Below are 24,984 nucleotides of genomic sequence, written 5' to 3'. Positions count from 1 at the left end.
ACAAGCTAAGTTTCTACGACAAGGTTGGATGGAGAATAATCTACCTAAACTATTTCATAATATGGGTTGTACTTCTTTTATTTTGGATTGACTATAGTCTTTCAAACTTACACATCAAAGAAACTGAAAAAGATAGTATTGAAGAGCAGGTGATAGGTAGTATTAGCTCTGAGCTTGGAGAGTTCATGCTATCTTGGAATAAACTTGAAAGCAACATTAGGAGCTGGGCTGAAAGTAAGTATCCAGATACTGAAACTAGTCATAATAGACCTTTTAGGAGACTTATTAGCTTCTTACATGATAGTAAATTTATTGACTCATCTTTATTTTTTAAGTTGATTATTTTAAACGATGATCGTAATCGAATCGTACATTTAACTAAAGGTTATTCGAAAAAAGATATTGAAGAAATAAATGCAAGCTTACAAAGTATGCTTATACAGTTTGAGCAATTTATTAAAAACTAGCCATAAAAAAAAGCCACCAGATTTCTCCGGTAGCTCTTTTTTGTTTAAACATTAACTAAGTTAGATTTATTACACCAAACTATTTACCGCTTCAACCACAGCATCAGTGGTAATACCAAACTCTTTATACAAGTCGCTAGCAGGAGCAGATTCACCATAAGTCGTCATACCGATGACTTTGCCATCTAGACCAACGAACTTATACCAGTAATCCACATGCGCGGCTTCTACTGCGACGCGAGCACGAATATTGGCAGGCAATACCGCTTCGCGATAGCTAGCATCTTGCTCGACGAAAATCTCAGCACACGGCATAGAGACCACACGGACGCCAACGCCATTTGCGCTTAGTTTTTCATACGCTTCCATCGCTAGGCCAACTTCTGAACCAGTTGCGATGATGATTGCTTGTAGCTCGCCCTGCTCTTTCGCAAGTACATAACCACCTTTGGTGATGTTGGCTACTTGCTCGCTATCACGTGCTTGATGTGGCAAGCTCTGACGGCTAAAGATCAATGCTGATGGGTTGTTTTCAGACTTGATTGCTTCTACCCAAGCGCTAGCAGATTCAGTTGCATCACACGGGCGCCATGTACGTAGGTTTGGCGTGGTACGTAGGCTAGTCAATTGCTCAACTGGCTGATGCGTTGGGCCATCTTCACCCAGACCGATAGAGTCATGCGTATAGACATGGATGACGCGCTGCTTCATCAATGCGCCCATGCGTACCGCGTTACGTGCGTATTCCATAAACATCAGGAACGTCGCTACGTAAGGGATAAAGCCGCCATGCAACGCGATACCATTGGCAATCGCGGTCATACCGAACTCACGTACACCGTAATAGATATAGTTACCATCAGCGTCTTTCTCGATGCCTTTAGCGCCTTTAAATAGCGTAAGGTTCGAGCCAGCGAGATCGGCTGAACCGCCAAGTAGTTCTGGCAATAATGGCTGCAAGCTGTTGATCGCGTTTTGGCTGGCTTTACGACTAGCGACATCGCCGCCCACTTCTTGTGTTTGCTGAATATAAGCTTGCGCTTGGCTAGCAAAGTCAGTAGGCAACTCGCCATTTAGGCGGCGTGATAGTTCTGCGGCAAGCTCTGGATAGGCTTTTTTATACGCTTCAAAGTCTGCATCCCAGTTCTTTTGCTGGACGTCGCCTTTGGCTTTAGCATCCCATGCTTCATAGATTTCGTCATCTAATTCAAATGGGGCATGTTTCCAAGATAGCGCATCACGGGTCAAGGCGATTTCATCATCACCAAGTGGAGCACCATGACTAGCCGCTAGACCCTGTTTGTTCGGGCTACCAGCACCGATCGTAGTTTTGCAAATAATTAGACTTGGCTTAGCAGTCTCTGCAATGGCTTGCTCAGTCGCTTGCGTGATTGCATCAGTATCATGGCCATCGACTTTGATAACTTGCCAGCCGTAAGACTCAAAACGCGCTTCAGTATCATCAGTGAACCAGCCTTCGACATTACCGTCGATTGAGATACCATTATCATCGTAGAAGAATACCAACTTGCCAAGCGCCAACGTGCCAGCGAGCGAGCACACTTCATGACTAATCCCTTCCATCAAGCAACCATCGCCTAAGAATGCATAGGTATTATGGTCAACGATATTATGACCTTCACGGTTGAACTGTGCGGCTAGCGTCTTTTCTGCGATTGCAAAACCAACCGCATTAGCAATACCTTGTCCTAGTGGGCCTGTGGTCGTCTCAACACCAGGGGTATAGCCATACTCAGGGTGACCTGGCGTCTTTGAATGCAGCTGACGGAAGCCTTTAAGGTCATCAACGCTCACATCGTAACCTGATAAATGTAGCAATGAATAAATAAGCATCGAGCCATGACCGTTTGACAGTACAAAGCGATCACGGTTGTGCCAATTAGGATCAGCTGGATTGTGCTTCAAAAATTTGCGCCACAAAACTTCGGCAATATCAGCCATACCCATTGGCGCACCCGGATGTCCAGAGTTGGCTTTTTGAACCGCGTCAAACGACAGTACACGGATGGCATTGGCTAGTTTACGTTCGCTAATTGGAGCTGGCATAGAGTGTCCTAATATTCGAATGAGTCGTATAAAGATAAGAGGAGAGTTTACTCAGAGGATAATCCACCAAAAACGCGACAGGCGTCCTCAATGGATAAGCTATAAAATAAAAATGCAATATTAACATATTTGCTATGAGCCAAGCCAAAAATGCGGTGACAAGACCGTTTATATTTAGCAATGACTCACATCAGTTTTGTTAAACGATAAGCAATGACGGACTTTGATTTAAGTTATAAATAACAAGCTGCGAGTGACCTAAGTGACAAGCAGCTCATTACTTATATTCAATCTATTAAACTGAAATAGTCTCAGCACCGCCCATAAACGGACGCAATACTTCTGGAATGGTGATACTACCATCAGCGTTTTGATGATTTTCCATCACTGCCAGTAGGGTACGACCCACAGCCAAACCTGAACCATTTAAAGTATGAGCAAAGCTGGTTTGTTTGCCATCTTTGACACGCGTACCCATACGGCGCGCTTGGAAATCACCACAGTTAGAGCAGCTAGAGATTTCACGATAGGTATCTTGGCTTGGCAACCATACTTCGATGTCATAGGTTTTTTGTGCGGCAAAACCCATATCGCCAGTACATAGCTGCACTGTGCGGTATGGCAACTCAAGCTGCTGCAAGATATATTCAGCCTGCCCTGTCATTGCCTCAAGCAAGTCATCAGATTGCTCAGCGGTGCCGACATTGACCATTTCCACTTTTTCAAACTGATGCTGACGAATCAAGCCGCGAGTATCACGCCCGTGTGAGCCCGCTTCACTGCGGAAACATGGCGTATGCGCGGTGAATTTTAGCGGTAGCTCTTTAATATCCAAACGCTCGCCACGTACCAAGTTGGTCATTGGCACTTCAGCAGTTGGGATCAAATAAAAATCTATCTCATCGTTATTCGTGTGATTGCTCAGCTTAAACAAATCATCTTCAAACTTAGGCAACTGACCCGTACCTTTCAAGCTATCGCTATTAACGATATAAGGTACATAGGTCTCAAGATAGCCGTACTTCATAGTATGCGTGTTCAACATAAATTGAATTAGTGCGCGATGCAGTTGTGCCAATTGTCCTTTGAGCACGTTAAAACGGCTACCAGTTAACTTAGTCGCTGCCTCAAAGTCCAGCATACCAAGCGTCTCACCGATATGCGTATGATCTTGAATCTCAAAGTCAAACTCGCGCGGCGTGCCCCATTTACGCACTTCTACGTTATCATCTTCTGACGTACCGACTGGTACATCCGCCGCCGGAATATTTGGAATTTGCAAAGCCGCTTGAGTGATGCGCTCCTGCAGAGTACGTAGCTCGTCTTCAGCAGCTTTAATCTCACCGCTAACGCTTTGCATCTCAGCCAATAGCTCACTGGCATCTTCGCCTGATTTTTTTAGGGCACCTACTTGCTTAGCACCAGCATTACGACGCGATTGCAACTCTTCGGTTTTGACTTGTAGAGACTTACGCTCGTTTTCAATCGTCTGCCAGAACTCCATATCAAGCTCATAACCACGGGTGGCTAGCTGCTGCTGTAGGTCGCTTAAATCGCCGCGTAAGAGTTTCGGATCAATCATAGTAGTTGCCTGTAACACTAAAAGTGAGTAAAAGGTTTAAAAGTATTATTAATAGAGTAATTGTCTAGCACATCGCTATCACGGTCTTTGTGACAACTGGCTATGACGTTATGTTTAAATCAACATATCTTGTAGTCGCTATAATACCAAGACACGGCAGATTTGACCATGTTTTGGATATCTTTGGCTACTTTTCCCTGTTTTTGGCTGACTTTCACTAGCTTTTGTTCATTATGCTAATCGCTTATCACAAGTTATTCTATTTCTGATTTCTCACTTTTGCTTTCGTCTAGTCTTAATAAGCTGAGTATAGAGCGTGAACTACGTCATTAATATGACATCTATCCGTGAACAGTCTTGCTTATATGTTTCATTTAGGAGTACTTTTCGGTAAGATAAGCGCATACCTTTATTCACTTCTAGCCAAGTACAGCATCGCTGCTTCGCTTTGGCAGTTTTAATCCAACGCTTTTAATATAAGTATTTGAGAAACCTTTATGGCCCTGTACCCCTACACGCTCCAACCTGTCGCCTTAAACCTGACTGAGGCTGAATTTCACCAAGCACAGTATGAACTGTTTGCCAGTGCCAGCCCGTCTTTTGGTTTATCAAGCTTTAAGACCAAAGAGTGGATCATCATGGCAGTGGTTGTGGTACTCGCTATTGCAGGACTTATCTTTGTAACAGGCTATTCAACCATTATATTTTGGTTAATGCTGGTTGGTGTGGTGATTTATCTATTGGCACGTACTTTAGGTTTTAAATGGTACGTAAAAAGAGAGTTTGACAAACAAGTGGCCGACCAAGAGATGCCAGATGAAATGCGCCAGATGAAGTTAGGTGTGCAAAAGCATGGTCTAGTCATGGCGATGCCAAGCAACCAGCCTGATATGATGAAAAACTCGCAAATGCGCGGTATGCAAATGCGTGCAGGTGCGACTCAGCAAGCGGTTATTCCTTGGACCTCTATTAAGAGCTGGGATGAGACTGATGACTATATCTTTATGATGTTTGAGCTAAAAGGTCAGCAAGGTAGCCAAATCGTACCGAAACGCTTGCAAGCACAGAAGTTTCCTATCGATACGATACGTCAACATTTACAAGAAGTGGTTCCCGTTAAAGGCTTAAATCCTGAAAACTTGCAGCCACCAGCGTAAATGTAATGAGGTCTCTCTATCGTTTAGAAAAACAGTAAAGAGACTTGGTTTTAGTTTTATAAAACCAATCGTAAAATTGTATTTATTAAATTTAACTTATTAATAATAGTTTGCTATTATTATAAGCATCAAAGGAAGAGATAGAGTTTATATTGATAGGTACAGATAAAAACTAAAGTATTTTCGCTGTATTTCAATTGATTAGAGTCTTTATTCTTCTTTATTTATTATCATATAACTACACTCACACTATAAGGACAATACTATGAGCAATTCTAACAATGCTACTAACCAGATCGGTCTAGAAAAAGCAGACATGAGCGAAGTCATCGCCAAGTTAAACAACCTACTATCGACGTATCACGTGTTTTATCTAAACGTACGTGGCTATCACTGGAATGTAAAAGGTGAGCATTTCTTTACTTTGCATCCACAATTTGAAGAGCTATATACGTCACTACAATTACAAATTGATGAAATCGCTGAGCGTATCTTGACTTTGGGTGGTACACCACTTCACGCTTATAGCGATTTTACGCAGCATACTAGTATTAGTGAAGACAAAAACGTCAAAGATGGCACAAGCTGTGTCAAAGGCGTAGTCACTGGCTTACAAGCGTTAATTGCAGAGCAACGCCAAGTATCAGCGTTAGCAGAAGAGAGCGAAGACCAAGGTTCAGCTGACCTAATCGATGCTTACGTACAAGAGCAAGAAAAACTGGTATGGATGTATAACGCGTTTTTGGGTTAAGAATCGTTAGATTTTACTAGGCTAAATTTTAATAAGCCTAATGATCATCAAATACTAAATAATAAAAAAGCACCTAATTAGGTGCTTTTTTATTGTCTATCTTTTAGAAAAGACTGTTTTATTTTTCGATCCATTGACGCATTTTTTCACGTTCAGCAGGCGTGGCTTGTAGCCATACTTGCATAAACGTATCTAACGTACTAGTAGAAGTATTTACGCTAGATGTTTGCTTAACAGTGGTCGTGCCAGTGTTGACGTTGCTAGTAGAATTTACTACTGGTTGATCTAAAGAGGCGATAGCACGTTGATTCTGTAGCTCTGCATCACCTGCACCGCCGAACACGCCGCCTAGCGCTTTACCAAGGCCTGAAAATAGACCACCTTGGTTACCGGCCATACTTTGCTGGCTAGCAATGACAGTATTGTTTTGTTGCACAGCGAGTGTTGGCTGCTTGGCATATTCTCTAGCAGCTTCATAATCTTCTGGTTGATTAGGCATAGTCAAACGATATGTTTGATTGTCGGCTAATTGTGCCGTCACACTGACATTACCTGAACGCAAATAATCATGCTCATCACGACGCAAGTTATATAAACGGTCATACTTAGCAGTAATAGCGTGTTGTCCAGGCTGTAACGTAAATGTTTTTTGTAGCGGCTGAAAAGCACTCTGCTGAATTTCCTGCCCATTAATAGCAGTTACTTTGATATGGTCATCAACCTGTAGAGTAACCGCTGCCTGTGACAACATAGAGACCGAGGCAGCCCCTGCCAACAGCGTACCTATCGTTAATTTCTTTAGCAAAAGAGTATTCGATTTCATAAGTTATTCCATTAATAGTAAAAGCGAGTTGGACAAAGTATTTGTATTCTAACGGTTATTCATTTTTTGCTGCTAAAAGCCTTACTGCTAAAAATCAAATGGCATCGTATGTTGGTCTTGATCAGGCGTGTCGTTATCTACTTGCCTCTCTTGAGCGATATCCGCTAGCTCCGCGGCAAGCGTCTGCTCATCGATGGTACGCAGAGCATCACTTATGACTGCTTTTGAGATATTACTGCGACCAAGGTTAGAGAACATTGGTTGAATATAATTAAGTACTTCCATCATCGCACCGATACGATGCGGTCCATCGGTCAGTAAGTGATCAATAATTCGATCGTCAAACTGCCATCCACGTCGACGCAAAATAGACTGTAATAGTGCTTGTCTGTCTGCTAAATCATGGCCAGTAGGTACTTTAAAGGTCGGTGCTTGTGCCAAGCGCGTCATTAAATCTCTTAACTGGAATGGTAAGTCATCAGCTGGTTTATTAGCGGCAAACAATAACTGGCGTTGTCCTTCTCGACTACGATTAATCAAATGAAATAAAGCTTCTTGCCACTGACTGCTTTGCTCAAGCACTTCCAAATCATCGATAGCAATCAAATCGAAGTTTTCTAACGATGACAGTACGTGGACATCTGTATGAATTAGCTCATTGAGGGACAAACAGATAGCCGATTTGTCCATTTCGATAAATGACTCGCAAATAGCAGACAGCAAATGGGACTTACCTGTAGCAGGGCTACCAAACAGATATAGTTGACCGATCAGGCCGACATGTAACTGCCGTACTGCATCAATAATCGACATCCAACCGGGACCGGCAAAGTCGCTGAGACTTGCATCATGCTTAATGTCCAGATTGAGACTTAGCTGTGCTTCTGCCATGAATCATCAACTCGTGTTGCGTAGTGCAATGGAAAAATATAATAAAAAAGATAGGTTACTTTGAGCTGTATTCATTACTATCAATATCAGCCGATACAACTGTAAGTAATGGCCCTATAGCCTTTGCAAAAATCGGTCAGTCGCTTTATCGAAAACAAATTTAGGAAAGCTGGTACCAAAACGGTTGATACTATCAACACTGCGCCTATATATAACATATTTACAAAATGACTGACAAGTCTTTTACCCATTAAGCCTTATCAATCATTGCGTTCCTATCTTGATATTACATATCAATCTTTATCTAGTGTATTCAATAATAAGATAATTATCTTTTTTCAAACAGTGCCAGTTGTTTACGACCTTTATAAAAGTCAGTAGTTCGATAGTAGTTGTATAAATGGCGGAACAGGACATTTAAGACAGCGGATACTGGCAAGGCGATTAACATACCGACAAAGCCTAGTAGACTGGCACCTGCCAATACGGCAAATATGACCCACAGTGGTGATAGACCAATCTTATCACCTAACAGCAATGGTTGTAGGATATAACCTTCTGCAGCTTGTCCAATCAAGAACGCACCCACGACCAATGACAAATACGTCCAGTCCAATCCGAACTGAAATAGGCAGGCGATAATAGCCGCGATAAAACCAATACCAAACCCTAAGTACGGTACAAAACTGGCAATGCCTGCTACCATACCAATGATAAGCCCAAGCTCTAATCCAATAAGCTGCAACTGTACAGCATAAATAGCGCCTAGCAATACCATTACCAGCAATTGACCTTTGATAAATGCCATCAAGGCCAGATCACACTCCTTAGCTATTTCAGTCACTTTTTGACAGTAAGCACCTGGTATCGCCATTTTCCAGTTATGCAAACGCTGATCCCAATTAAATAGGAAGTAAAAGGTCAAAATAGGTACCAATACAATAAGACCTGCATTATTGATGAAGTTCATACTTGAGGTCAGTATTTGGCTCATCATGGTGCTAGCATCAGCGAACTTATAGTTCGTTTGCATATAATCGACGAGAGTATCGGAAAATTCTTTCGACTCTAATTGAGGCAGTTTGATACGAGTATTACTATTGAACCACTCTCTTACTACTTGGTTGTACCAATTAAATATCTTTGGCAAATAATCCCATGCCGCTTGCAACTGATGCCACAATGTCGGTACCAACCACCACAATAATAATGCCATCCCCAAAGTAATCGTCGAGTAGACGATAATAATCGCGACCCAACGCTTGATGTATTTTGATAGGCGCTTGACTAGAGGATTAAATAGGTAAGCCAGCATAAAGGCAAAAACGAAGGGTACGATGACGGGCATCATTAAATACAAAAGAAACACAGCCACAACTAACGCCACGACAATAAATAAACGCCGAAAAAAAGGATCTATTGGTTGGTTCATCATGGCAAGTAATCCTATAGTTAAACGAGGTTAAAAAAGTGACAGGGAGTCAGTGATAGCGATTTCTAAACGGTTTAACTATAGCTATCGCGATGTATCACTAGGCGAATTGCTTTCTTTTCTCATTAGTTTTAGCTAGCTAAACTGAGACGTATCAACGTTCCTAAAAAGCCAGATTCTTAATAAATTTATGTTTAGTATTTTTTATTCTGTCAATCACATTTGGACTTGTATTAAGGCCATTATTGACAATAAATTTAGCGTTCTATTATCGCAGAGTACAGCAAAAAATCAGTCATTTTTTGTTTCTTAACCGCTTATTTGCCACTTAATGCAAATCTTAGTCAAATATTGGCAAGTTGCTTTGCGAGTACGGTCTGTTTTTGGGTATAATGCGCGCACTGTCTTTAAACTTTGTTTTTGAACTTTATAACGCTGTTTTTTGCGTGCTCAATTACTTTACCTTCTAATCCCAATTATCTATCCCCAACTGTGAGATGACTATGAGTGACAAGCCTTCTTTAAGCTACAAAGATGCCGGTGTTGATATCGATGCAGGCGATGCTTTGGTTCAGCGAATCAAGTCCGTTGCAAAAGCCACTACTCGTCCTGAAGTCGTGGGTGGACTTGGCGGTTTTGGTGCGTTATGCCGTATCCCAACAGGTTATACCTCACCATTATTGGTTTCTGGCACTGATGGCGTCGGCACCAAACTAAAACTGGCGCTACAGCTGAACCGTCATGATACGATTGGTATTGATTTGGTCGCGATGTGCGTCAATGACCTATTGGTTTGCGGCGCAGAGCCACTATTCTTCTTAGATTATTATGCAACTGGCAAACTGGATGTCGATGTAGCGGCGACTGTCGTGACTGGTATTGGTGATGGTTGTAAACTAGCTAACTGTGCGCTTATAGGCGGTGAAACTGCTGAAATGCCAGGCATGTATCAAGACGACGATTACGATCTAGCTGGATTCTGTGTAGGCGTGGTTGAAGAAGCAGAAGTCGTCACTGGTAAAAATGTCGCAGAAGGCGATGTACTGATTGCACTTGCCTCAAGTGGCGCACACTCAAACGGCTACTCATTGGTTCGTAAAGTCATCGAAGTTAGCGGTGTGGATGTTACGAGTAGCGACGAGCAACTAGACGGCCAGCCTATTCAAGACGCTTTAATGGCTCCTACCCGTATCTATGTAAAAGCAGTCAAAGCATTACAAGATTCGCTTGGTAGCTCAGCCTTACATGCGATGTCACACATCACAGGCGGTGGTCTAACGGATAACTTGCCACGTGTACTACCTGATAACCTAGCAGCTAGCATCGATACCAATAGCTGGCAGTTCTCAGAACTATTCACTTGGCTACAGACCCAAGGTAATATCGCACAGAGCGAGATGTACCGTACCTTTAACTGCGGCGTTGGTTTTGTCATCGTTATGCCAAAAGACAAAGCAGAAGCTGCTATTCAGATCTTGACTGATGCAGGCGAGACAGCTTGGCAAATAGGTGAAATGGTCAAACGCAGCACTGATGACCAGGCGGATGCAGTGGTGTACCGTTAATGTCAATTGATAACGCAAGCCAGCCTATCAAACCATTGCGTATTGCTGTTCTAGTCTCAGGAAGTGGTAGCAACCTGCAAGTGTTAATCAATGCAATGCAAGCAGGTGCGCTACCGATTGAAATCGTTGGTGTCATTAGTAATCGTGAAGATGCTTATGCATTGACACGTGCTAAAGATGCTAATATTCCAGTTGCGGTATTGTCACACGTTGCTAGTGGTAAACGTATGGGCATCAAAACATTTGAAACCCATGCCAGCGAGCAGCTAATAGCATGGCAACCCGACTTAATCGTCTTGGCCGGATTTATGCGCGTACTAAGTGGCTCATTTATCGATAATGCACCAGCGTCCATGATTAATCTTCACCCTTCTCTACTTCCGGTTTATAAGGGTTTAGATACTCACAAACGAGTCATACAAGCGGGTGAACGTCGTCACGGTTGTAGTATTCATAAAGTGACAGCGGAGCTTGATGCAGGTCAGGTATTGACTCAAGCAGTATTAAATGTCGATATCAACGACACCGCAGAGAGCTTACAGTCACGGGTTCAGAAGCTTGAACATCAACTACTACCTTGGACGATTTTACTACTAGCAAAAAATGTATTATCACTTGAAGTAAATAATACATCATCGCAAACGGAAACTTATTTACCTAAGTTGCCTTTGCAATTGCTTATAGACGGATAAAAATTTAAGCTTATTAAGCTGCTTTTTATACCACTTTATATAGCACAGTAAAAGCCCAGCTACTCGTAATGAGTAACTGGGCTTTTTTATTTGATAACTATTAATTATTTACTATTACTTAAAATTGTAAATAGTTATCTATTTAGCTAATTTGTCTAATTAGTTCATTCTTAGAATACGTGAACCGCTTTAATATTGACAAACTCTTTGATACCGAAGCCGCCATGCTCACGGCCATAGCCTGAGTTTTTCACGCCACCAAATGGCAGTGCAGGATTGGCAAGACCGTAACCATTGATATAGACCATACCAGTATCAAATTGCTCACGCGCTAAACGAACGGCTTTCTCTTCATCTTTCGAGAAAATCGCGCCACCTAAACCATAACGACTGTCGTTAGCGATGCGCATTGCGTCGTCTTCATCTTTGGCACGAATCAATGAAGCGACAGGGCCAAATAGTTCGTCATCGTATGCAGGCTGACCTTTTTCAACGTTCTCTAAGATAGTTGCTGGATAGAAGCTACCTTTACCTTCAGGTACTTTACCGCCAACAGCGATCGTTGCACCTTTAGCCACACTTTGCTCTACTTGCTCATGTAGCTGCTCACGTAGATCTGCACGTGCTAATGGACCTATATCTGAGCTATCATCCATTGGGTCACCCGCTTTAGTACCTTCAAATTTCTCAACGATACGTTTACGGAACTCATCATATACGCTATCGACTACGATAAAGCGTTTGGCCGCTACACAAGTTTCACCGTTATTGATTAAACGTGCTTGAGTACAAGTTTCTACAGCAGTTTCGATATCAGCATCTTCTAGTACGATAAATGCATCGTTTGAACCTAGCTCTAATACCGCTTTCTTAATCGCTTTAGCTGCTTGCTGTCCAACGATCACGCCTGCTTTGTCACTACCTGTCAATGTCACGCCGCGTACTTTGTCATTGCCAATCAATGCTTCTGATTGATCATGATCGATGATAATCGTACGGAACAAATCACTTGGCAGTTCAGACTCGTGAAGAATTTTTTCAATTAATAGACCAGAGCCTGTAACGTTAGATGCGTGTTTTAACAGGACACTGTTACCCGCCATTAGATTTGCAATGGTATAGCGGAATACCTGATACGCTGGGAAGTTCCAAGGCTGCATGCCGTAGATGATACCGATAGGTTGGTATGTCACTAGCCCTTTTTTCATGCTTTCGATATCACGTACATCATCAGCCAAAGAAGCGACGCCATTTTCAGCAGTGTAATCACAGATAGCTTTGCAAAGATCAATCTCTTGCATGCTTTGGCTATATAACTTACCGCGCTCTTCAGTCATCAGCTTAGCCAGCTCTTCTTTATATTCCATCAGCTTATCACCGATAGATTTGATGACACGGCCACGTTCTTCGTGACTCACTGTACGCCATTCTAAAAATGCGTTATGTGAAGCATCGATAATCTTGTTGACTTCGTCGTTGCTCATATAATTGTAGTTACTGATTTCTTCGCCCGTGGTTGGGTTAATAGTAGTAATGTCTGACATATTTACTATCCTTATTATTCGAATTTATATTTGGGATTTATAATCGGGTTCATTGCCACTTGTAGTTATTTTGCTGTGACAGTTTTAATTATTAAATTTACGTCGATAGCACAATCTATTGGTAGCTCGTTTTCTATCTGCCGTTATCTTAACAAGCTATTTGATGAAGAGTTTTACAATATATTGTGAAGTGTGTTGAAGATGTTAATAGTGTGACTGACTTATTAAGTCTATCTAAATGTAAAATATCAACTATTAATCACTAGAACATAAAAAAACCAGCCTAGTGGCTGGTCTAATAACTATATATAGTGGGAGATATAGGAAAATATGTTTATTAAAAATTCAAATAATCAAAAATATTCTGCTCTAATAAAAGATAGATTCGACTCACACAAACCAATCAAAACAAATGATTAATAACCGGTATCTCTTGTGGTGGATTTTCTTCTTCAGCGACGACTTGGCGCGCTACATGCATAATTAGCTGACGTAACCAGCGATGGGCTGGATGATGCTGCAATAGAGGTGACCATGCCATCGTAAGCTCAAACTCAGGAATGAAAAACGGCGGATCTTCCATCATGATACTGTCATTGTTTGCCTGCATTCTTGCTACACGCGTGGGCAAAGTCGCTATCAAATCTTTATTTGCTGCAAGCATAGCAGGCATTTGATAATGTCGAGTAAAGACACTGATTTGACGTTTTTGCCCAAGGCGCTGCAGGGCCTGATCGATAGATCCTAGTCCACCAGATTTTTCTGGATTGACCCCAAAACCCACGCCCATCCCTGTTTTAGATACCCAAACGTGCTGTGCTTTAAGGTAGTTTTTCAGATTAAAACGATTGGCATAAGGACTGTCAGAAGATAATAGGCAGCTAAAAGTATCACGCCATACCAGAACCTGATGGAAACTTTGAGGTATTTCATTAAAACGGTTAATCGCTAAATCAACTCGTCCCTGCTCCATATCTCGATAAGAGACGTCTGATGGAGTCAAAAAGTCCAAAATAACATTAGGTGCTTCAGAACGTAGTGCTTTTACCAGCTTAGGTACTAGGGTCGCTTCGGCATAATCCGATGTCATGATACGGAACACACGAGAGGTACTATAAGGGCGGAATTCGGTACGCGGCTCCAACACTTGAGTCAAGTCAGCGAGTATCTCACGGATACGTGGCTGTAGCTCAAGAGCGCGTTCAGTCGGCGTCATACCCTCAGATGAGCGTACCAATAATGGATCATTAAACAGCTTACGCAAACGGCGCAAGATATTACTCATAGCAGGCTGAGTAATCCCAAGCTGCTCGGCTGCGCGAGTGACGTTTTTTTCTCGTAGCAACACATCTAGATGGACTAATAAATTTAAATCAACCCGCTGCAAATTCATATTTGGTTCTCTTGGCTTTTGAGTAAACGCCATATTAAGGCTGGCATTTGTAGTGCTGCTACAATGATTTGTGCGTTATAACAGCATAATTTCATTATTTTTTACTAATTTTGTTCTAGTTTTTTCTGATAGATAGGTATGATAAGTCATTCAACCTATCGTAAGACCCTGTTATATAAACATTATATCATACAGAAATACCAAAGATAACTATCATAAATTAGATAAATCTTGGTAAGGTGGTTATAGTGAGTTCTATAAAGGATTTGCAGCATAGATGACGAACTTTAGGTTCATAAGCTGTTTTCATCCGATTAAATATTGTCGCTAAGTAATATATTAATGGTTTTTATAAGTCGTTAAATACGGTTAATTGACCTCATTATTGTAACATCTCTTGCTACCAATTATGACATCACTGCCTATTAAGTATTCAGATACCTTTTAGACATATAGTGAGAATCGATAAATATTTATAAACCAGCAATTATTTTCAACTGTTGAGTTCAGCAAATTTCTTGTAATAGCCTAGCGGTTTGTTTAGGGTAAATAGAGCTTCGATAGATAAATGATAGACCAAATTTTGAATATTACTTTTTAGTACAAAGGTTTTAGTAAAGCGGATTTTAGTAAAACGACAGACCCATTATTTTAACAATTAACTTATTTTTTTTACACCCTACCAAGGAGACTATAGATGTCAACTGCATATAAATCAGCGATCGACCTAGTACGTGAATTAAAGCAAAAGCACGGCAACTGGCAGAACATTAGCGAGACTGATGCCGCACGTATGATGTCACAAAACCGTTTCAAAACGGGCTTGGATATCGCAAAGTATACTGCAAAAATCATGCGTCAAGACATGGAAGATTATGACAATGATACGTCTCAGTACACACAGTCTCTAGGTGCATGGCATGGTTTTGTGGCACAGCAAACCATGTATGCTAAGAAAAAATACTTCGGTACGACCTCTAAAACTTATATCTACCTTTCAGGTTGGATGGTAGCTGCCCTACGCTCTGAGTTTGGTCCATTACCTGACCAATCTATGCACGAAAAAACATCAGTACCTAAGCTAATCGAAGAAATCTACACGTTCTTGCGTCAAGCTGACGCTAAAGTATTGAACGACTATTTCCGTGAGCTAAATGCTGCTGAAGAAGCTGGCCAAGATACTTCAGCTATCTTAGAAAAAATCGAAAACTTTGATTCACATGTTGTGCCAATCATCGCTGATATCGATGCAGGTTTCGGTAACGAAGAAGCTACTTACCTATTGACTAAGCAAATGATCGAAGCTGGTGCTTGTGCCATTCAGGTTGAAAACCAAGTATCTGATGCTAAGCAATGTGGTCACCAGGCTGGTAAAGTAACTGTACCGCATGAAGACTTCATCTCTAAGCTAAACGCTATCCGTTATGCATTCCTAGAGCTTGGTGTTGAAGACGGTGTTATCGTTGCTCGTACTGACTCTGAAGGCGCATCACTAACGCAAAAAATCCCAGTATCAAATGAGCCAGGCGACCTTGCTTCTAAATACATCGATTTCATCGAAATGGAAGAAGTAACGCTAGAAAATGCTCAAGAAAATGACAGCCTACTTAAGCACAACGGCAAACTAGTACGCCCAGTTCGTCTACCTAACGGTCTATATCAGTTCCGTGAAGAGACTAACATCGACCGTGTTGTACTTGACTGTGTAACGGCTCTAGAAAACGGCGCTGACCTACTATGGATCGAAACACCGACTCCAGACGTAGAACACATCAAAATGATGGTTGACCGTATTAAAGAGCAACAGCCTAAAGCCAAGCTTGTATACAACAACAGCCCATCATTCAACTGGACGCTTAACTTCCGTAAGCAAGTTATCGCTCAGTGGGAAGAAGAAGGCAAAGACGTCTCTGCATACAATAAAGATGACTTGATGAGTGCTGATTACGACGGTACTGAGCTTGATGCAGCCGCTGACGTAGCCGCTAAAAACTTCCAACGTGATGCGTCACGTGAAGCTGGTGTATTCCATCACTTAATCACGCTACCGACTTACCACACGACTGCTCTTAGCGTTCATGAACTTGCTAAAGGCTACTTCGGTGAAGAAGGCATGCTTGCTTATGCAGCTGGCGTACAGCGTAAAGAAATCCGCGAAGGCATCTCTTGTGTTAAGCACCAAGCAATGGCTGGTTCAGACCTTGGCGATGACCACAAAGAAATCTTCTCAGGCGATAACGCTCTGAAAGCTGGCGGCGGCAAGAACACGATGAACCAGTTCTAATAACCGACAGACTAGCAGTATTTATCAAAAAACCGCCCTACATCATGTAGGGCGGTTTTTTATTGCGGTTTAAATAATCAGAGAATGGTAGACTAATAATGGTTTATCACAACCATCGATCAGAGCCATCAGTCAGAATTATTAGGAGCTAATATGCAAGAGATAGAGCTGAAGTTTTTGGTACCAGAGTCACGGCTAAAGGGTTTAATGCGTCAAACGCACGTTAAATCCTCACAAGTGAAACAACTGGCTGCACACTATTACGATACGCCTGACCAACAGCTTGCACAGGCAGGTATCGGTCTGCGTATTCGCAAAGAAGGTGATACATGGGTACAAACCATTAAAGCTGGTGGTGATGGTATCGCCGCACGCTTGGAGCACAATGCTGTACTCGATAATGAGCAAGTACAAACGATGCTCGATAATAATGAGCTGATGCCTGATTTAACGATATATCAAGACACTCCAATCGCTGCAGCATTGGCTGACTTTAAACTCAAAAAGTTAGTAAAGACGCTAACACGACTTTATGTTACTGACGTCGAGCGCACTACGCGGTTGCTAACAGAAAGTAATGAGGATGAAACCGATAACTGTATCGAAATGGCTTATGATCAGGGAGAGATTATTCATGGTACTGATGACTCGCTACGCAAAGCCATTCAAGAGATAGAGTTTGAACTGGTGTCAGGAGATTTAGATTTTCTATTTACGACTGCCAAAACATGGTGCAAGCGCTATAAGCTGTGTCTATCTACCGTTACCAAAGCTGAAAACGGTGGCTTACTTATTAACGGACAAAAACACAGTCCAGCGGTCAACGCAAACCTAAGTCAATTGCAAATAGACAAAGACAGCAGTGCACCTGCCTTTATACGTGCGGTCGTACACAATTGCTTATTACAGATACTATCAAATAGCAGTGCTATCGTCGCTGGCAGTATAGATGACGATCATATTCTACAGTTGCGGATTGGTATTGATCGCTTGCGTACTGCGTTGAAAGCATTTACCGACTTCTCTGATGAAATTAACCCTGAATGGTTGCCAATACTAAAGCAAACTGCAACCTTGCTTAGCGAATACTATCAACTTGCTTATATCAACGCACAGATCGAACCTGAGCTACAAGCATGTGGCGCGCCTGCCGTCGACTGGACAACAGATATCGAAGATATCAAGATCACACCTATCAATACGCTGCAAGCCAATGACTTTCAGATAACCTTGCTAGAGCTGATTGCCTTTACTATGAGCGACCCCAGCATTGAACCTCAGACTGATCAGCTTGCCCGCGATAAGCTAACGAAAGTCCTTTCTAAACAATATAAAAAATGTCTTAAGACCAATAAAAAAGCTGACGAAGTAAGTGACGAAGTAAGTGTTGCTGAGCTTGTGAGCGATGACACAAATGTAAGCACAGATGTTGCTGATAATGACCAACCTGAAAGCGACCTGCTTAGTCAATTAAAAGATTTGCGTTACATCAGTGAATTTTCCACACCTTTACTAAGCAAGAAAAAAGCTAAAAAGAAAACCAAACGTTGGCTAAAACGGCTAATAAAAGCGCAAAAAGCGTTAGAACAACTGAACGATGATAATCAATATCAGCAGTTTTATGAATTGAAATCAACAACAGATGCTAATGCTTTATATGGTGCAGGTTGGTTTACGGCCATACTGACTGTTGACCAGAGTCATATTGATGCACGTTTAGCAAAATTTGCGGACAGCTCAACGTTTTGGTAGAAGTAGGAATATTACGTTTATGACGGATACTGATTTCATAAAGTAAAACCGCTCCATAAAAAAGACAGCTTGTTATATAACAGGCTGTCTTTTTTTATTGTGTTTGAATAGCTTCTTTCAGCGCCATGGCTAAATGTACAACATGTCCTAATTAGCCACAATCGTAACAGGCATACCCTCTTCTACTTGCTCAAATAATTCTACAATATCTTCATTACGCATACGGATACAGCCATGTGATAGCGGAATACTCATTGGTTCAGTATCTGGTGTACCGTGAATATAGATATAGCGCTCATAAGTATCGCAACCACCTTGGCTATTGCTACCTTTGTTTAACCCTTCTTCAAGACCGCTTAACCAAAGAATACGGCTCAATATCCAGTCACGTTTGGGATGTAGCTCACCAAGATTGGTATCATATATCTCACCTGTCGGCACACGCCCGACAAATACCGCATTCATAGGCTCGCTACCACCTATTTTTTGTTCAATGACATGCCTACCGAGCGGCGTGCAACCACTATCCTGCTGACTACCAATACCATTCTTTGCAGTGGAGACTACGTATCTAACCTCAGTCTGCTGCTGGTACATCGTTAATGTTTGCTCAGCGATATTAATCACGAGTTGTTTATCAAGCGTCTTATTATTGGTCATAAATGCTTCCGACTATCAGTCATTCATCAGATTACTATCAAGGTTATTAGTAAAATGATTGAAAATTTCTATTATCAAGGGATTGTATCAAGACATTTGGCACCGTAATATAGGGGCACACTTTTTGATGCTAGCAGATTATGACGACTATTTCACCGACACGTGTGTCGATGTATGATTTTTTATATCATGATACCCAGCCTATGCTGTCACTTTTGGCCGATGCAGCACAGCTTTCTCTACCGCAAGCTCGCTTAGGGATGGATGCCAGTCTACAAGCCATCGTAAGTGCATTGCTCGCCTATCAGCAGCGTCATCAGGGACAAGCAGTCAGCAAAAAGCTGTTTGGTCGTGGTGCTGTCAAAGAGTTACGACAGTATAACTCAATGAACTTTGCCACCATTAGCGCCACACTCTACCATCGTCACGATGCAGCAGATGCTGTATTTAGCGATAATGCCCGTGTCATAAAGGCAAGCGAACATATCGCTGAGAAGATTGATGCAACGACGCAGCAGGCTCAAACTCTACTCACCTCATTGTGCGTGATTGTACTGCGTGAATTGGCTATCCTGACAGAATACAGTCAACTAGACAGTGATGAGATCAATAAATGGTTTGCACTACAACCACAGTTTTTATCAACGGCCCGATTTAGCCCAGAGCATACGCACACCTTATCTGCTGAGACAGAAAGCAATAGTGACCTGCCCGAATCAACTACTGAAGCTGTTGAAGCGATAGAGAACAACTCAGAGAATAATGCGGAGCGTACGTTATTAAATGTTGAGCGGCTATCAAGCACTCCACCTCCTTTTGATCCTTACTGGTATAAGCTGACTGGATTTAAACCTGAAGACTATGAACCTGTGCAAGACATGCAAATGGCAACAGGTAATTATCTAAAAGCCATTGGGCGCTCACCTGACAATCTACAGCAAGGTCGTCACAACGATATGCTAGTATTTACCGAGATGCATGCCGTTGCCTTACCACATCAACGCTGGCTGCTACAATTAGCCAAAATATCAGATATCTATCTCAGTCGAAATCGACTACGCGTTAACTCTGAACCAGCCAATCCACCTAAACCGCCTTTAGTAAGTTTGGGACTAATCGGCGGCAATAACGACAATACGCCAACCACCACTAGTGAAAAGCCTATCGAATATGAGGCTTCCACACCACTATGGAAAAATCCTGTCATTCTTATCATCATACTTGTCGTTGGTGTCCTTGGTGCACTCGCTACCTTGAAATACCAATCGCAAAAATCTGACGGTGCGATCCTGGCAACTGAAGAAGTGTTAGAACAAGATGCTATTGATGAGCGTCAACAGCAAGATGTGGCCATTGTAATGGTAGATGAAGACGAACCTGACGCTGCAAATACAGAAAAATCTGAGTAAAGCGTTTTACTTTTGAAATAGCTACCCTCAAAGCAACCGTTTTAGCAACCATTTACTAGCCATAAAAAAAGAGACCCTATCAACATAGAGTCTCTTTTTTGTTGTGCGATCTAAGTTACGAATTGACTATCAGCAGCCCAAAAACTTACTTAGATAAATCGCGACCACGGCTAGCTTCGATAGCTAAACGTAGACCATTTAGACGGATAAAGCCTTCTGCGTCTTTTTGATCATAAGCGCCCGCATCATCTTCGAAAGTAGCGATTTTTTCATCAAATAATGAATCGTCAGATTTACGACCAACAACGCTCACGCTACCTTTATACAGTTTTACGCGTACCGTACCGTTGACGTATTCTTGTGACTTGTCAATCAATGCTTGTAGCATCATACGCTCAGGGCTGAACCAATAGCCATTGTAGATGATTTTTGCATAGCGTGGCATGAGCTCATCTTTTAGATGGGCAGCTTCACGATCAAGCGTTAACGACTCAATACCGCGATGCGCTTTTAGCATAATCGTGCCCGCTGGCGTCTCGTAGCAACCACGTGATTTCATACCGACGTAACGGTTTTCAACGATATCTAAACGGCCGATACCATGTTTGCCGCCGATTTCGTTCAGCTTAATCATGACTTCATAAGGCTTAAGTGCTTCACCATCGATAGCAACGATGTCGCCTTTTTCGTACTCTAGTTCTAAGTACTGTGCTTCATCAGGTGCTTCTTCTGGGCTGACAGACCAGCGCCACATATCATCTTCTGCTTCAGTATACGGTTCTTCTAGGACACCGCCTTCATAAGAGATGTGCAGTAAATTCGCATCCATTGAGTAAGGAGATTTTTTCTTATTGCCCGCATAATCAATGGCGATATCATGCTCTTCAGCATATTTCATCAAGCTTTCACGGCTTGATAGATCCCACTCGCGCCAAGGAGCAATGGTTACTACGTCTGGTGACAAAGCGACCGCACCTAGCTCAAAACGAACTTGGTCATTGCCTTTACCAGTCGCACCATGGCTGATAGCATCGGCGTTATGCTCTTTAGCAATCTCAACCAAACGCTTGGCAATCAATGGACGAGCAATAGACGTACCTAGCAAGTACTCACCTTCGTAAATGGCGTTAGCACGGAACATAGGGAATACATAATCACGAGCGAACTCTTCGCGCAAATCTTCGATATGGATATGCTTGATACCCATTGCTTGAGCTTTGGCTCGTGCTGGCTCAACTTCTTCGCCTTGACCGATATCAGCGGTAAAGGTGATTACTTCCGCATCATAAGTTTCTTGTAGCCATTTAGCGATGATTGAGGTATCAAGACCACCTGAATAAGCCAAGACGATTTTATTGATATTTTTTGGATCAAGTTGAGCCATGAAGAACTCCCATTATGAAATATAGTTTTAGAAAAGGCGACGATCAAATCGAAAGCAAGTCGAACGATAATTACCTGCTCAGTGTACATCATATTTACTATGGGCAAAAGTCTAACTGCCATAAGGCGTGTGCTTTTGGCGTAAATTTTAAAGCACTTGGAGCATGTCCTCAAATTATGCACAGATATTTCGCCGTATATTTAGTCAACTGGGCAAATCTGTTATGATAGACCCACAGTATTACTCCCTTTTGTTTCCTTTATTTGACGATATAGAGCGCTTTGACACTATGACTGATTCGATTAGAGAATTGACCATCCTTCAGCCAGATGATTGGCATATTCATTTGCGTGACGATCTAGCCTTGAGCACGACCGTACCTCATGCAGCAAGCAGCTTCAACCGTGTCATCTGTATGCCAAACCTGGTGCCTCCAGTCAAAAATGCGCAGGATGCTATTGCTTACCGCGCACGTATCATGGAGCAGTTAGCAGCTAGTGATTTAAGTCTTGAGCGCCAGTCAGCTTTTGATCCGCGTATGACTCTATACTTAACGGATAACACCACTGCCCAAGATATCGAGTTGGCAGCGCAGTCAGGTATCGTACAAGCTGTCAAACTCTATCCTGCTGGAGCAACTACCAACTCCGCAGACGGCGTCACCAACATCAATGCCTGTGTCGATGTCTTTGAAGCGTTAGAAAAGTACAACCTGCCACTACTGATACATGGCGAAGTGACACAAGACCATATAGATATCTTTGATCGTGAAAAACGTTTCTTAGATGAAGTGTTGGCACAAATTATCGTGAAATTCCCTACGTTGAAAATAGTGGTAGAGCACATCACTACCAGCGATGCGGCAGATTTTGTATTGTCACAAGGTAACCATGTTGCTGCGACTATTACGCCGCAGCATTTGATGTTTAACCGCAATCATTTATTGGTTGGTGGTATCAAACCACATTTTTATTGCCTACCTATTTTGAAGCGTGAGAGCCATCAAAAAGTGCTATTAGATGTGGCTACTAGTGGTAATCCAAAGTTCTTCTTAGGTACTGACTCTGCGCCACATGCGACAGACAAAAAAGAAGCCGCTTGTGGCTGCGCGGGTTGCTATAGTGCAGCCACGGCGCTGCCTTTATATGCGACTGCCTTTGATAGTGTTGGAAAGATAGATAAATTAGAAGGTTTCGCCAGTCGTTTTGGTGCTCAGTTCTATGGCTTACCTTTAAATGAAAGCACTATCACGCTTGTCAACACGCCTATGCAAGTACCGGCTGACTATCCTTATTTTGATGGTGCATCATTGACGCCCCTAATGGCAGGTGAGACGCTACCCTGGTCAATTAAGGCTTAATACCCACAAAGCTTAGCATTCAAAAGAGACCTATTATTTTATCCTATGATATTAATGATACCTTTGTAGTAGATTTCTTTGTACTAAAGGTGCAGTTAATATTATAGGATGCTTATTTCTCATTCAATATATTAGTACGACTGATAAAAGTGATTTAACTTTATATGACCAATCAAAACATAGCGACCTTGCCTGACCAAGACTTATCACACCCTAAATCTGCCAGTCTTAATGCTACTCTAAATACTTCTCCGAAAGATGCAGCCTCAGCGACAGATGAGCAAGCGCCTATGGTCTTAAAAGACCGCTTTCGCAAGTTCTTGCCTGTCGTCGTCGACGTGGAAACAGCAGGCTTTAACGCCCAGACCGATGCACTGTTAGAAATTGCCTGCATTCCCGTCTTACTGAATGAGCAAGGTATATTTTATCCAGGTGAAGCTTTCAACGCTCATATTGAGCCTTTTGAAGGCGCAAACTTAGAGCCAGGTGCGCTTGCCTTTACCGGCATTGACCCTAAAAATCCAATGCGCAAAGCCATTGCTGAAGATGAAAAGACAGCATTGCGCCGCATCTTTAAAGGGTTAAAAGACGTACGCCGTGACGAAGAATGTCGTCAATGTGTCTTAATTGGACACAATGCCCATTTTGACTTGGCTTTTTTGAATGCAGCTGTGCTACGAACCAATAGCAAAAATCACAATCCATTTCATAACTTTTCAGTATTCGATACCGTCACCTTATCAGCATTAGCATTTGGTCAAACTGTCCTAGCACGTGCTTGTAAAGCAGCAGGGTTAGAGTTTGATGGCAAGAATGCTCACTCAGCTCTGTATGACACTCAAAAGACTGCTGAGCTATTTTGCCATATACTAAATAACTACCCTATGTTGGCCAATGCGCTGCATAATGAAGAGGCTAAAGAAGAGCCAGCTGATAGCGACAGTCAATAAGTCACATATCCTATATTGCCAATCATACATAATAGTGCTATTTGTAATACTTGATGACTTTGACATCTTGATTTGGCAATCAATAGGGATATGATTGATATCATAATAAATAGACGGAACTATTTTCGTGATGACAGACGTAGTTGTTCTATTCGATATGAATAAATAATTACAAAATATCACTCTTAAGCGATGTAGTTATATCCTATAGATGGTTTAAGTTGCTCACACTGTCTTGATAGCAAGCATTATCAAGATTAATAGGAGGGACTTTATTATGGATCCACAGCTCAAGTTATGGGGTACCATTCTCGGCTATATGCTGCTTGCATTGACGATTAGCGCCTGTACTTCTTTATGGATTCGCTATCATTTAAAGCGAAATGACCTACATCCTCGTCGCGCAATTAAAAAAAGATATTTAATTTTAAAAAGACGTAGAAAAAGGCTTGACAGGAAGCGCCGACGCTATTAAAATACGCACCACTTCAGCATAAATGGTGAAAGCAGTTGAAGTGTTGTTACTAGTCCCCATCGTCTAGAGGCCTAGGACACCGCCCTTTCACGGCGGTAACGGGGGTTCGAATCCCCCTGGGGACGCCACTATTTGGCGTCACTTGTTAGCACTAATGCTTAGCATTAGATTAGACTAACAAGCGTACCACCAAAACCCAGTTCATAATTTATTATGAACTGGGTTTTTTTATGTCTCTCATTAAAAGCCAACTTATTCTTTTAAATAAAAAAGCCAGCATTCAATCGATGCTGGCTTTTTTATTTGGTTGTCTTATTAATTGTAAATATAGCTTGGCTCAATGGGT

Annotated in this window: 19 protein-coding genes and 1 tRNA gene; 11 read left to right on the top strand and 9 right to left on the bottom strand. The window is 42.0% G+C overall.

The window, feature by feature from the left end; genetic code table 11:
* Nucleotides 1-467: hypothetical protein (locus tag ACI2IW_RS09715; RefSeq protein WP_404693521.1), on the top strand; the 467-nt coding region annotated here is incomplete at its 5' end.
* A gap of 69 nt (nucleotides 468-536) precedes the next feature.
* On the opposite strand, the gene tkt is transcribed toward ACI2IW_RS09715, so the two are convergent.
* Nucleotides 537-2,534, bottom strand: a complete 1,998-nt coding sequence (gene tkt, locus ACI2IW_RS09710; RefSeq protein ID WP_404693520.1) for a transketolase — start codon at nucleotides 2,532-2,534, stop codon at nucleotides 537-539.
* A 295-nt stretch (nucleotides 2,535-2,829) separates the two neighbouring features.
* A complete protein-coding gene (serS, locus tag ACI2IW_RS09705) occupies nucleotides 2,830-4,116 on the bottom strand; it encodes a serine--tRNA ligase (RefSeq protein ID WP_404693519.1) in 1,287 nt (428 codons plus the stop codon).
* A gap of 497 nt (nucleotides 4,117-4,613) precedes the next feature.
* Here serS and ACI2IW_RS09700 point away from each other — a divergent pair, with 497 nt between their 5' ends.
* Complete coding sequence (locus ACI2IW_RS09700) at nucleotides 4,614-5,273, top strand: YcxB family protein (RefSeq protein WP_101206317.1); 660 nt, start codon at nucleotides 4,614-4,616, stop codon at nucleotides 5,271-5,273.
* Nucleotides 5,274-5,538: 265 nt separating this feature from the next.
* Nucleotides 5,539-6,024 carry a Dps family protein gene (locus ACI2IW_RS09695; protein ID WP_101206316.1) on the top strand — a complete coding sequence of 162 codons (486 nt, stop codon included), beginning with the start codon at nucleotides 5,539-5,541 and terminating at the stop codon, nucleotides 6,022-6,024.
* 118 nt (nucleotides 6,025-6,142) lie between these two features.
* On the opposite strand, the gene ACI2IW_RS09690 is transcribed toward ACI2IW_RS09695, so the two are convergent.
* The 3 genes from ACI2IW_RS09690 to ACI2IW_RS09680 form a co-directional block, all read right to left on the bottom strand.
* A complete protein-coding gene (locus tag ACI2IW_RS09690) occupies nucleotides 6,143-6,847 on the bottom strand; it encodes a DUF2057 family protein (protein WP_404693518.1) in 705 nt (234 codons plus the stop codon).
* A gap of 87 nt (nucleotides 6,848-6,934) precedes the next feature.
* Entirely contained in the window at nucleotides 6,935-7,738 is an 804-nt protein-coding gene (hda, locus tag ACI2IW_RS09685) for a DnaA regulatory inactivator Hda (RefSeq protein WP_201570977.1), read from the bottom strand.
* A gap of 328 nt (nucleotides 7,739-8,066) precedes the next feature.
* Entirely contained in the window at nucleotides 8,067-9,173 is a 1,107-nt protein-coding gene (locus ACI2IW_RS09680; RefSeq protein ID WP_057761151.1) for an AI-2E family transporter, read from the bottom strand.
* Nucleotides 9,174-9,673: 500 nt separating this feature from the next.
* Between ACI2IW_RS09680 and purM the strand changes: the two genes are divergently transcribed.
* Entirely contained in the window at nucleotides 9,674-10,735 is a 1,062-nt protein-coding gene (gene purM, locus ACI2IW_RS09675; RefSeq protein ID WP_404693517.1) for a phosphoribosylformylglycinamidine cyclo-ligase, read from the top strand.
* Nucleotides 10,735-11,427: a phosphoribosylglycinamide formyltransferase gene (purN, locus tag ACI2IW_RS09670; RefSeq protein ID WP_404693516.1), complete on the top strand. Its 693-nt coding sequence runs from the start codon at nucleotides 10,735-10,737 to the stop codon at nucleotides 11,425-11,427. Before purM ends, purN begins: the two co-directional genes overlap by 1 nt.
* Nucleotides 11,428-11,597: 170 nt before the next feature.
* Here the strand turns inward: purN and ACI2IW_RS09665 are convergent, their stop codons facing one another.
* A complete protein-coding gene (locus tag ACI2IW_RS09665) occupies nucleotides 11,598-12,971 on the bottom strand; it encodes an NAD-dependent succinate-semialdehyde dehydrogenase (protein WP_404693515.1) in 1,374 nt (457 codons plus the stop codon).
* A 403-nt stretch (nucleotides 12,972-13,374) separates the two neighbouring features.
* Complete coding sequence (locus tag ACI2IW_RS09660; protein ID WP_057761159.1) at nucleotides 13,375-14,364, bottom strand: LysR family transcriptional regulator; 990 nt, start codon at nucleotides 14,362-14,364, stop codon at nucleotides 13,375-13,377.
* A 697-nt stretch (nucleotides 14,365-15,061) separates the two neighbouring features.
* On the opposite strand from ACI2IW_RS09660, the gene ACI2IW_RS09655 reads away from it, so the two are divergent.
* Together ACI2IW_RS09655 and ACI2IW_RS09650 are read left to right on the top strand one after the other, a co-directional pair.
* Entirely contained in the window at nucleotides 15,062-16,648 is a 1,587-nt protein-coding gene (locus tag ACI2IW_RS09655) for an isocitrate lyase (protein ID WP_404693514.1), read from the top strand.
* A gap of 153 nt (nucleotides 16,649-16,801) precedes the next feature.
* A complete protein-coding gene (locus ACI2IW_RS09650) occupies nucleotides 16,802-18,400 on the top strand; it encodes a CYTH domain-containing protein (protein ID WP_404693513.1) in 1,599 nt (532 codons plus the stop codon).
* Between the two features lie 147 nt (nucleotides 18,401-18,547).
* On the opposite strand, the gene ACI2IW_RS09645 is transcribed toward ACI2IW_RS09650, so the two are convergent.
* The gene (locus tag ACI2IW_RS09645; RefSeq protein ID WP_404693512.1) at nucleotides 18,548-19,060 is read right to left on the bottom strand and encodes a L,D-transpeptidase family protein; all 513 of its coding nucleotides are present in this window, start codon (nucleotides 19,058-19,060) and stop codon (nucleotides 18,548-18,550) included.
* A gap of 140 nt (nucleotides 19,061-19,200) precedes the next feature.
* Here ACI2IW_RS09645 and ACI2IW_RS09640 point away from each other — a divergent pair, with 140 nt between their 5' ends.
* The gene (locus ACI2IW_RS09640) at nucleotides 19,201-20,469 is read left to right on the top strand and encodes a hypothetical protein (RefSeq protein WP_404693511.1); all 1,269 of its coding nucleotides are present in this window, start codon (nucleotides 19,201-19,203) and stop codon (nucleotides 20,467-20,469) included.
* Between the two features lie 145 nt (nucleotides 20,470-20,614).
* On the opposite strand, the gene ACI2IW_RS09635 is transcribed toward ACI2IW_RS09640, so the two are convergent.
* Nucleotides 20,615-21,853, bottom strand: a complete 1,239-nt coding sequence (locus tag ACI2IW_RS09635; RefSeq protein ID WP_057761167.1) for an argininosuccinate synthase — start codon at nucleotides 21,851-21,853, stop codon at nucleotides 20,615-20,617.
* A 289-nt stretch (nucleotides 21,854-22,142) separates the two neighbouring features.
* Here ACI2IW_RS09635 and pyrC point away from each other — a divergent pair, with 289 nt between their 5' ends.
* The 3 genes from pyrC (at nucleotide 22,143) to ACI2IW_RS09620 (ending at nucleotide 24,766) form a co-directional block, all read left to right on the top strand.
* Nucleotides 22,143-23,213: a dihydroorotase gene (gene pyrC, locus ACI2IW_RS09630; RefSeq protein ID WP_404693535.1), complete on the top strand. Its 1,071-nt coding sequence runs from the start codon at nucleotides 22,143-22,145 to the stop codon at nucleotides 23,211-23,213.
* Between the two features lie 290 nt (nucleotides 23,214-23,503).
* Nucleotides 23,504-24,163, top strand: a complete 660-nt coding sequence (rnt, locus tag ACI2IW_RS09625) for a ribonuclease T (protein ID WP_404693534.1) — start codon at nucleotides 23,504-23,506, stop codon at nucleotides 24,161-24,163.
* 527 nt (nucleotides 24,164-24,690) lie between these two features.
* A tRNA-Glu gene (locus ACI2IW_RS09620) sits at nucleotides 24,691-24,766 on the top strand.
* The last annotated feature ends 218 nt before the right edge of the window (nucleotides 24,767-24,984 follow it).

Source organism: Psychrobacter sp. NPDC078501 (assembly GCF_044900935.1).
Classification (GTDB): domain Bacteria; phylum Pseudomonadota; class Gammaproteobacteria; order Pseudomonadales; family Moraxellaceae; genus Psychrobacter.
The sequence above is the reverse complement of the archived record's forward strand: the minus strand, read 5'-3'. Positions and strand labels throughout refer to the sequence as shown.

Excerpts from the sequence above, each read along its gene's own strand:
- ACI2IW_RS09655 (WP_404693514.1), top strand. The coding sequence starts at position 15,062 with ATGTCAACTGCATATAAATCAGCGATCGACCTAGTACGTGAATTAAAG.
- serS (WP_404693519.1), bottom strand. The coding sequence starts at position 4,116 with ATGATTGATCCGAAACTCTTACGCGGCGATTTAAGCGACCTACAGCAG.
- hda (WP_201570977.1), bottom strand. The coding sequence starts at position 7,738 with ATGGCAGAAGCACAGCTAAGTCTCAATCTGGACATTAAGCATGATGCA.
- pyrC (WP_404693535.1), top strand. The coding sequence starts at position 22,143 with ATGACTGATTCGATTAGAGAATTGACCATCCTTCAGCCAGATGATTGG.
- ACI2IW_RS09650 (WP_404693513.1), top strand. The coding sequence starts at position 16,802 with ATGCAAGAGATAGAGCTGAAGTTTTTGGTACCAGAGTCACGGCTAAAG.
- ACI2IW_RS09700 (WP_101206317.1), top strand. The coding sequence starts at position 4,614 with ATGGCCCTGTACCCCTACACGCTCCAACCTGTCGCCTTAAACCTGACT.
- ACI2IW_RS09690 (WP_404693518.1), bottom strand. The coding sequence starts at position 6,847 with ATGAAATCGAATACTCTTTTGCTAAAGAAATTAACGATAGGTACGCTG.
- ACI2IW_RS09645 (WP_404693512.1), bottom strand. The coding sequence starts at position 19,060 with ATGACCAATAATAAGACGCTTGATAAACAACTCGTGATTAATATCGCT.
- purN (WP_404693516.1), top strand. The coding sequence starts at position 10,735 with ATGTCAATTGATAACGCAAGCCAGCCTATCAAACCATTGCGTATTGCT.
- tkt (WP_404693520.1), bottom strand. The coding sequence starts at position 2,534 with ATGCCAGCTCCAATTAGCGAACGTAAACTAGCCAATGCCATCCGTGTA.
- ACI2IW_RS09680 (WP_057761151.1), bottom strand. The coding sequence starts at position 9,173 with ATGATGAACCAACCAATAGATCCTTTTTTTCGGCGTTTATTTATTGTC.
- ACI2IW_RS09695 (WP_101206316.1), top strand. The coding sequence starts at position 5,539 with ATGAGCAATTCTAACAATGCTACTAACCAGATCGGTCTAGAAAAAGCA.
- purM (WP_404693517.1), top strand. The coding sequence starts at position 9,674 with ATGAGTGACAAGCCTTCTTTAAGCTACAAAGATGCCGGTGTTGATATC.
- ACI2IW_RS09660 (WP_057761159.1), bottom strand. The coding sequence starts at position 14,364 with ATGAATTTGCAGCGGGTTGATTTAAATTTATTAGTCCATCTAGATGTG.
- ACI2IW_RS09665 (WP_404693515.1), bottom strand. The coding sequence starts at position 12,971 with ATGTCAGACATTACTACTATTAACCCAACCACGGGCGAAGAAATCAGT.
- rnt (WP_404693534.1), top strand. The coding sequence starts at position 23,504 with ATGGTCTTAAAAGACCGCTTTCGCAAGTTCTTGCCTGTCGTCGTCGAC.
- ACI2IW_RS09640 (WP_404693511.1), top strand. The coding sequence starts at position 19,201 with ATGACGACTATTTCACCGACACGTGTGTCGATGTATGATTTTTTATAT.
- ACI2IW_RS09635 (WP_057761167.1), bottom strand. The coding sequence starts at position 21,853 with ATGGCTCAACTTGATCCAAAAAATATCAATAAAATCGTCTTGGCTTAT.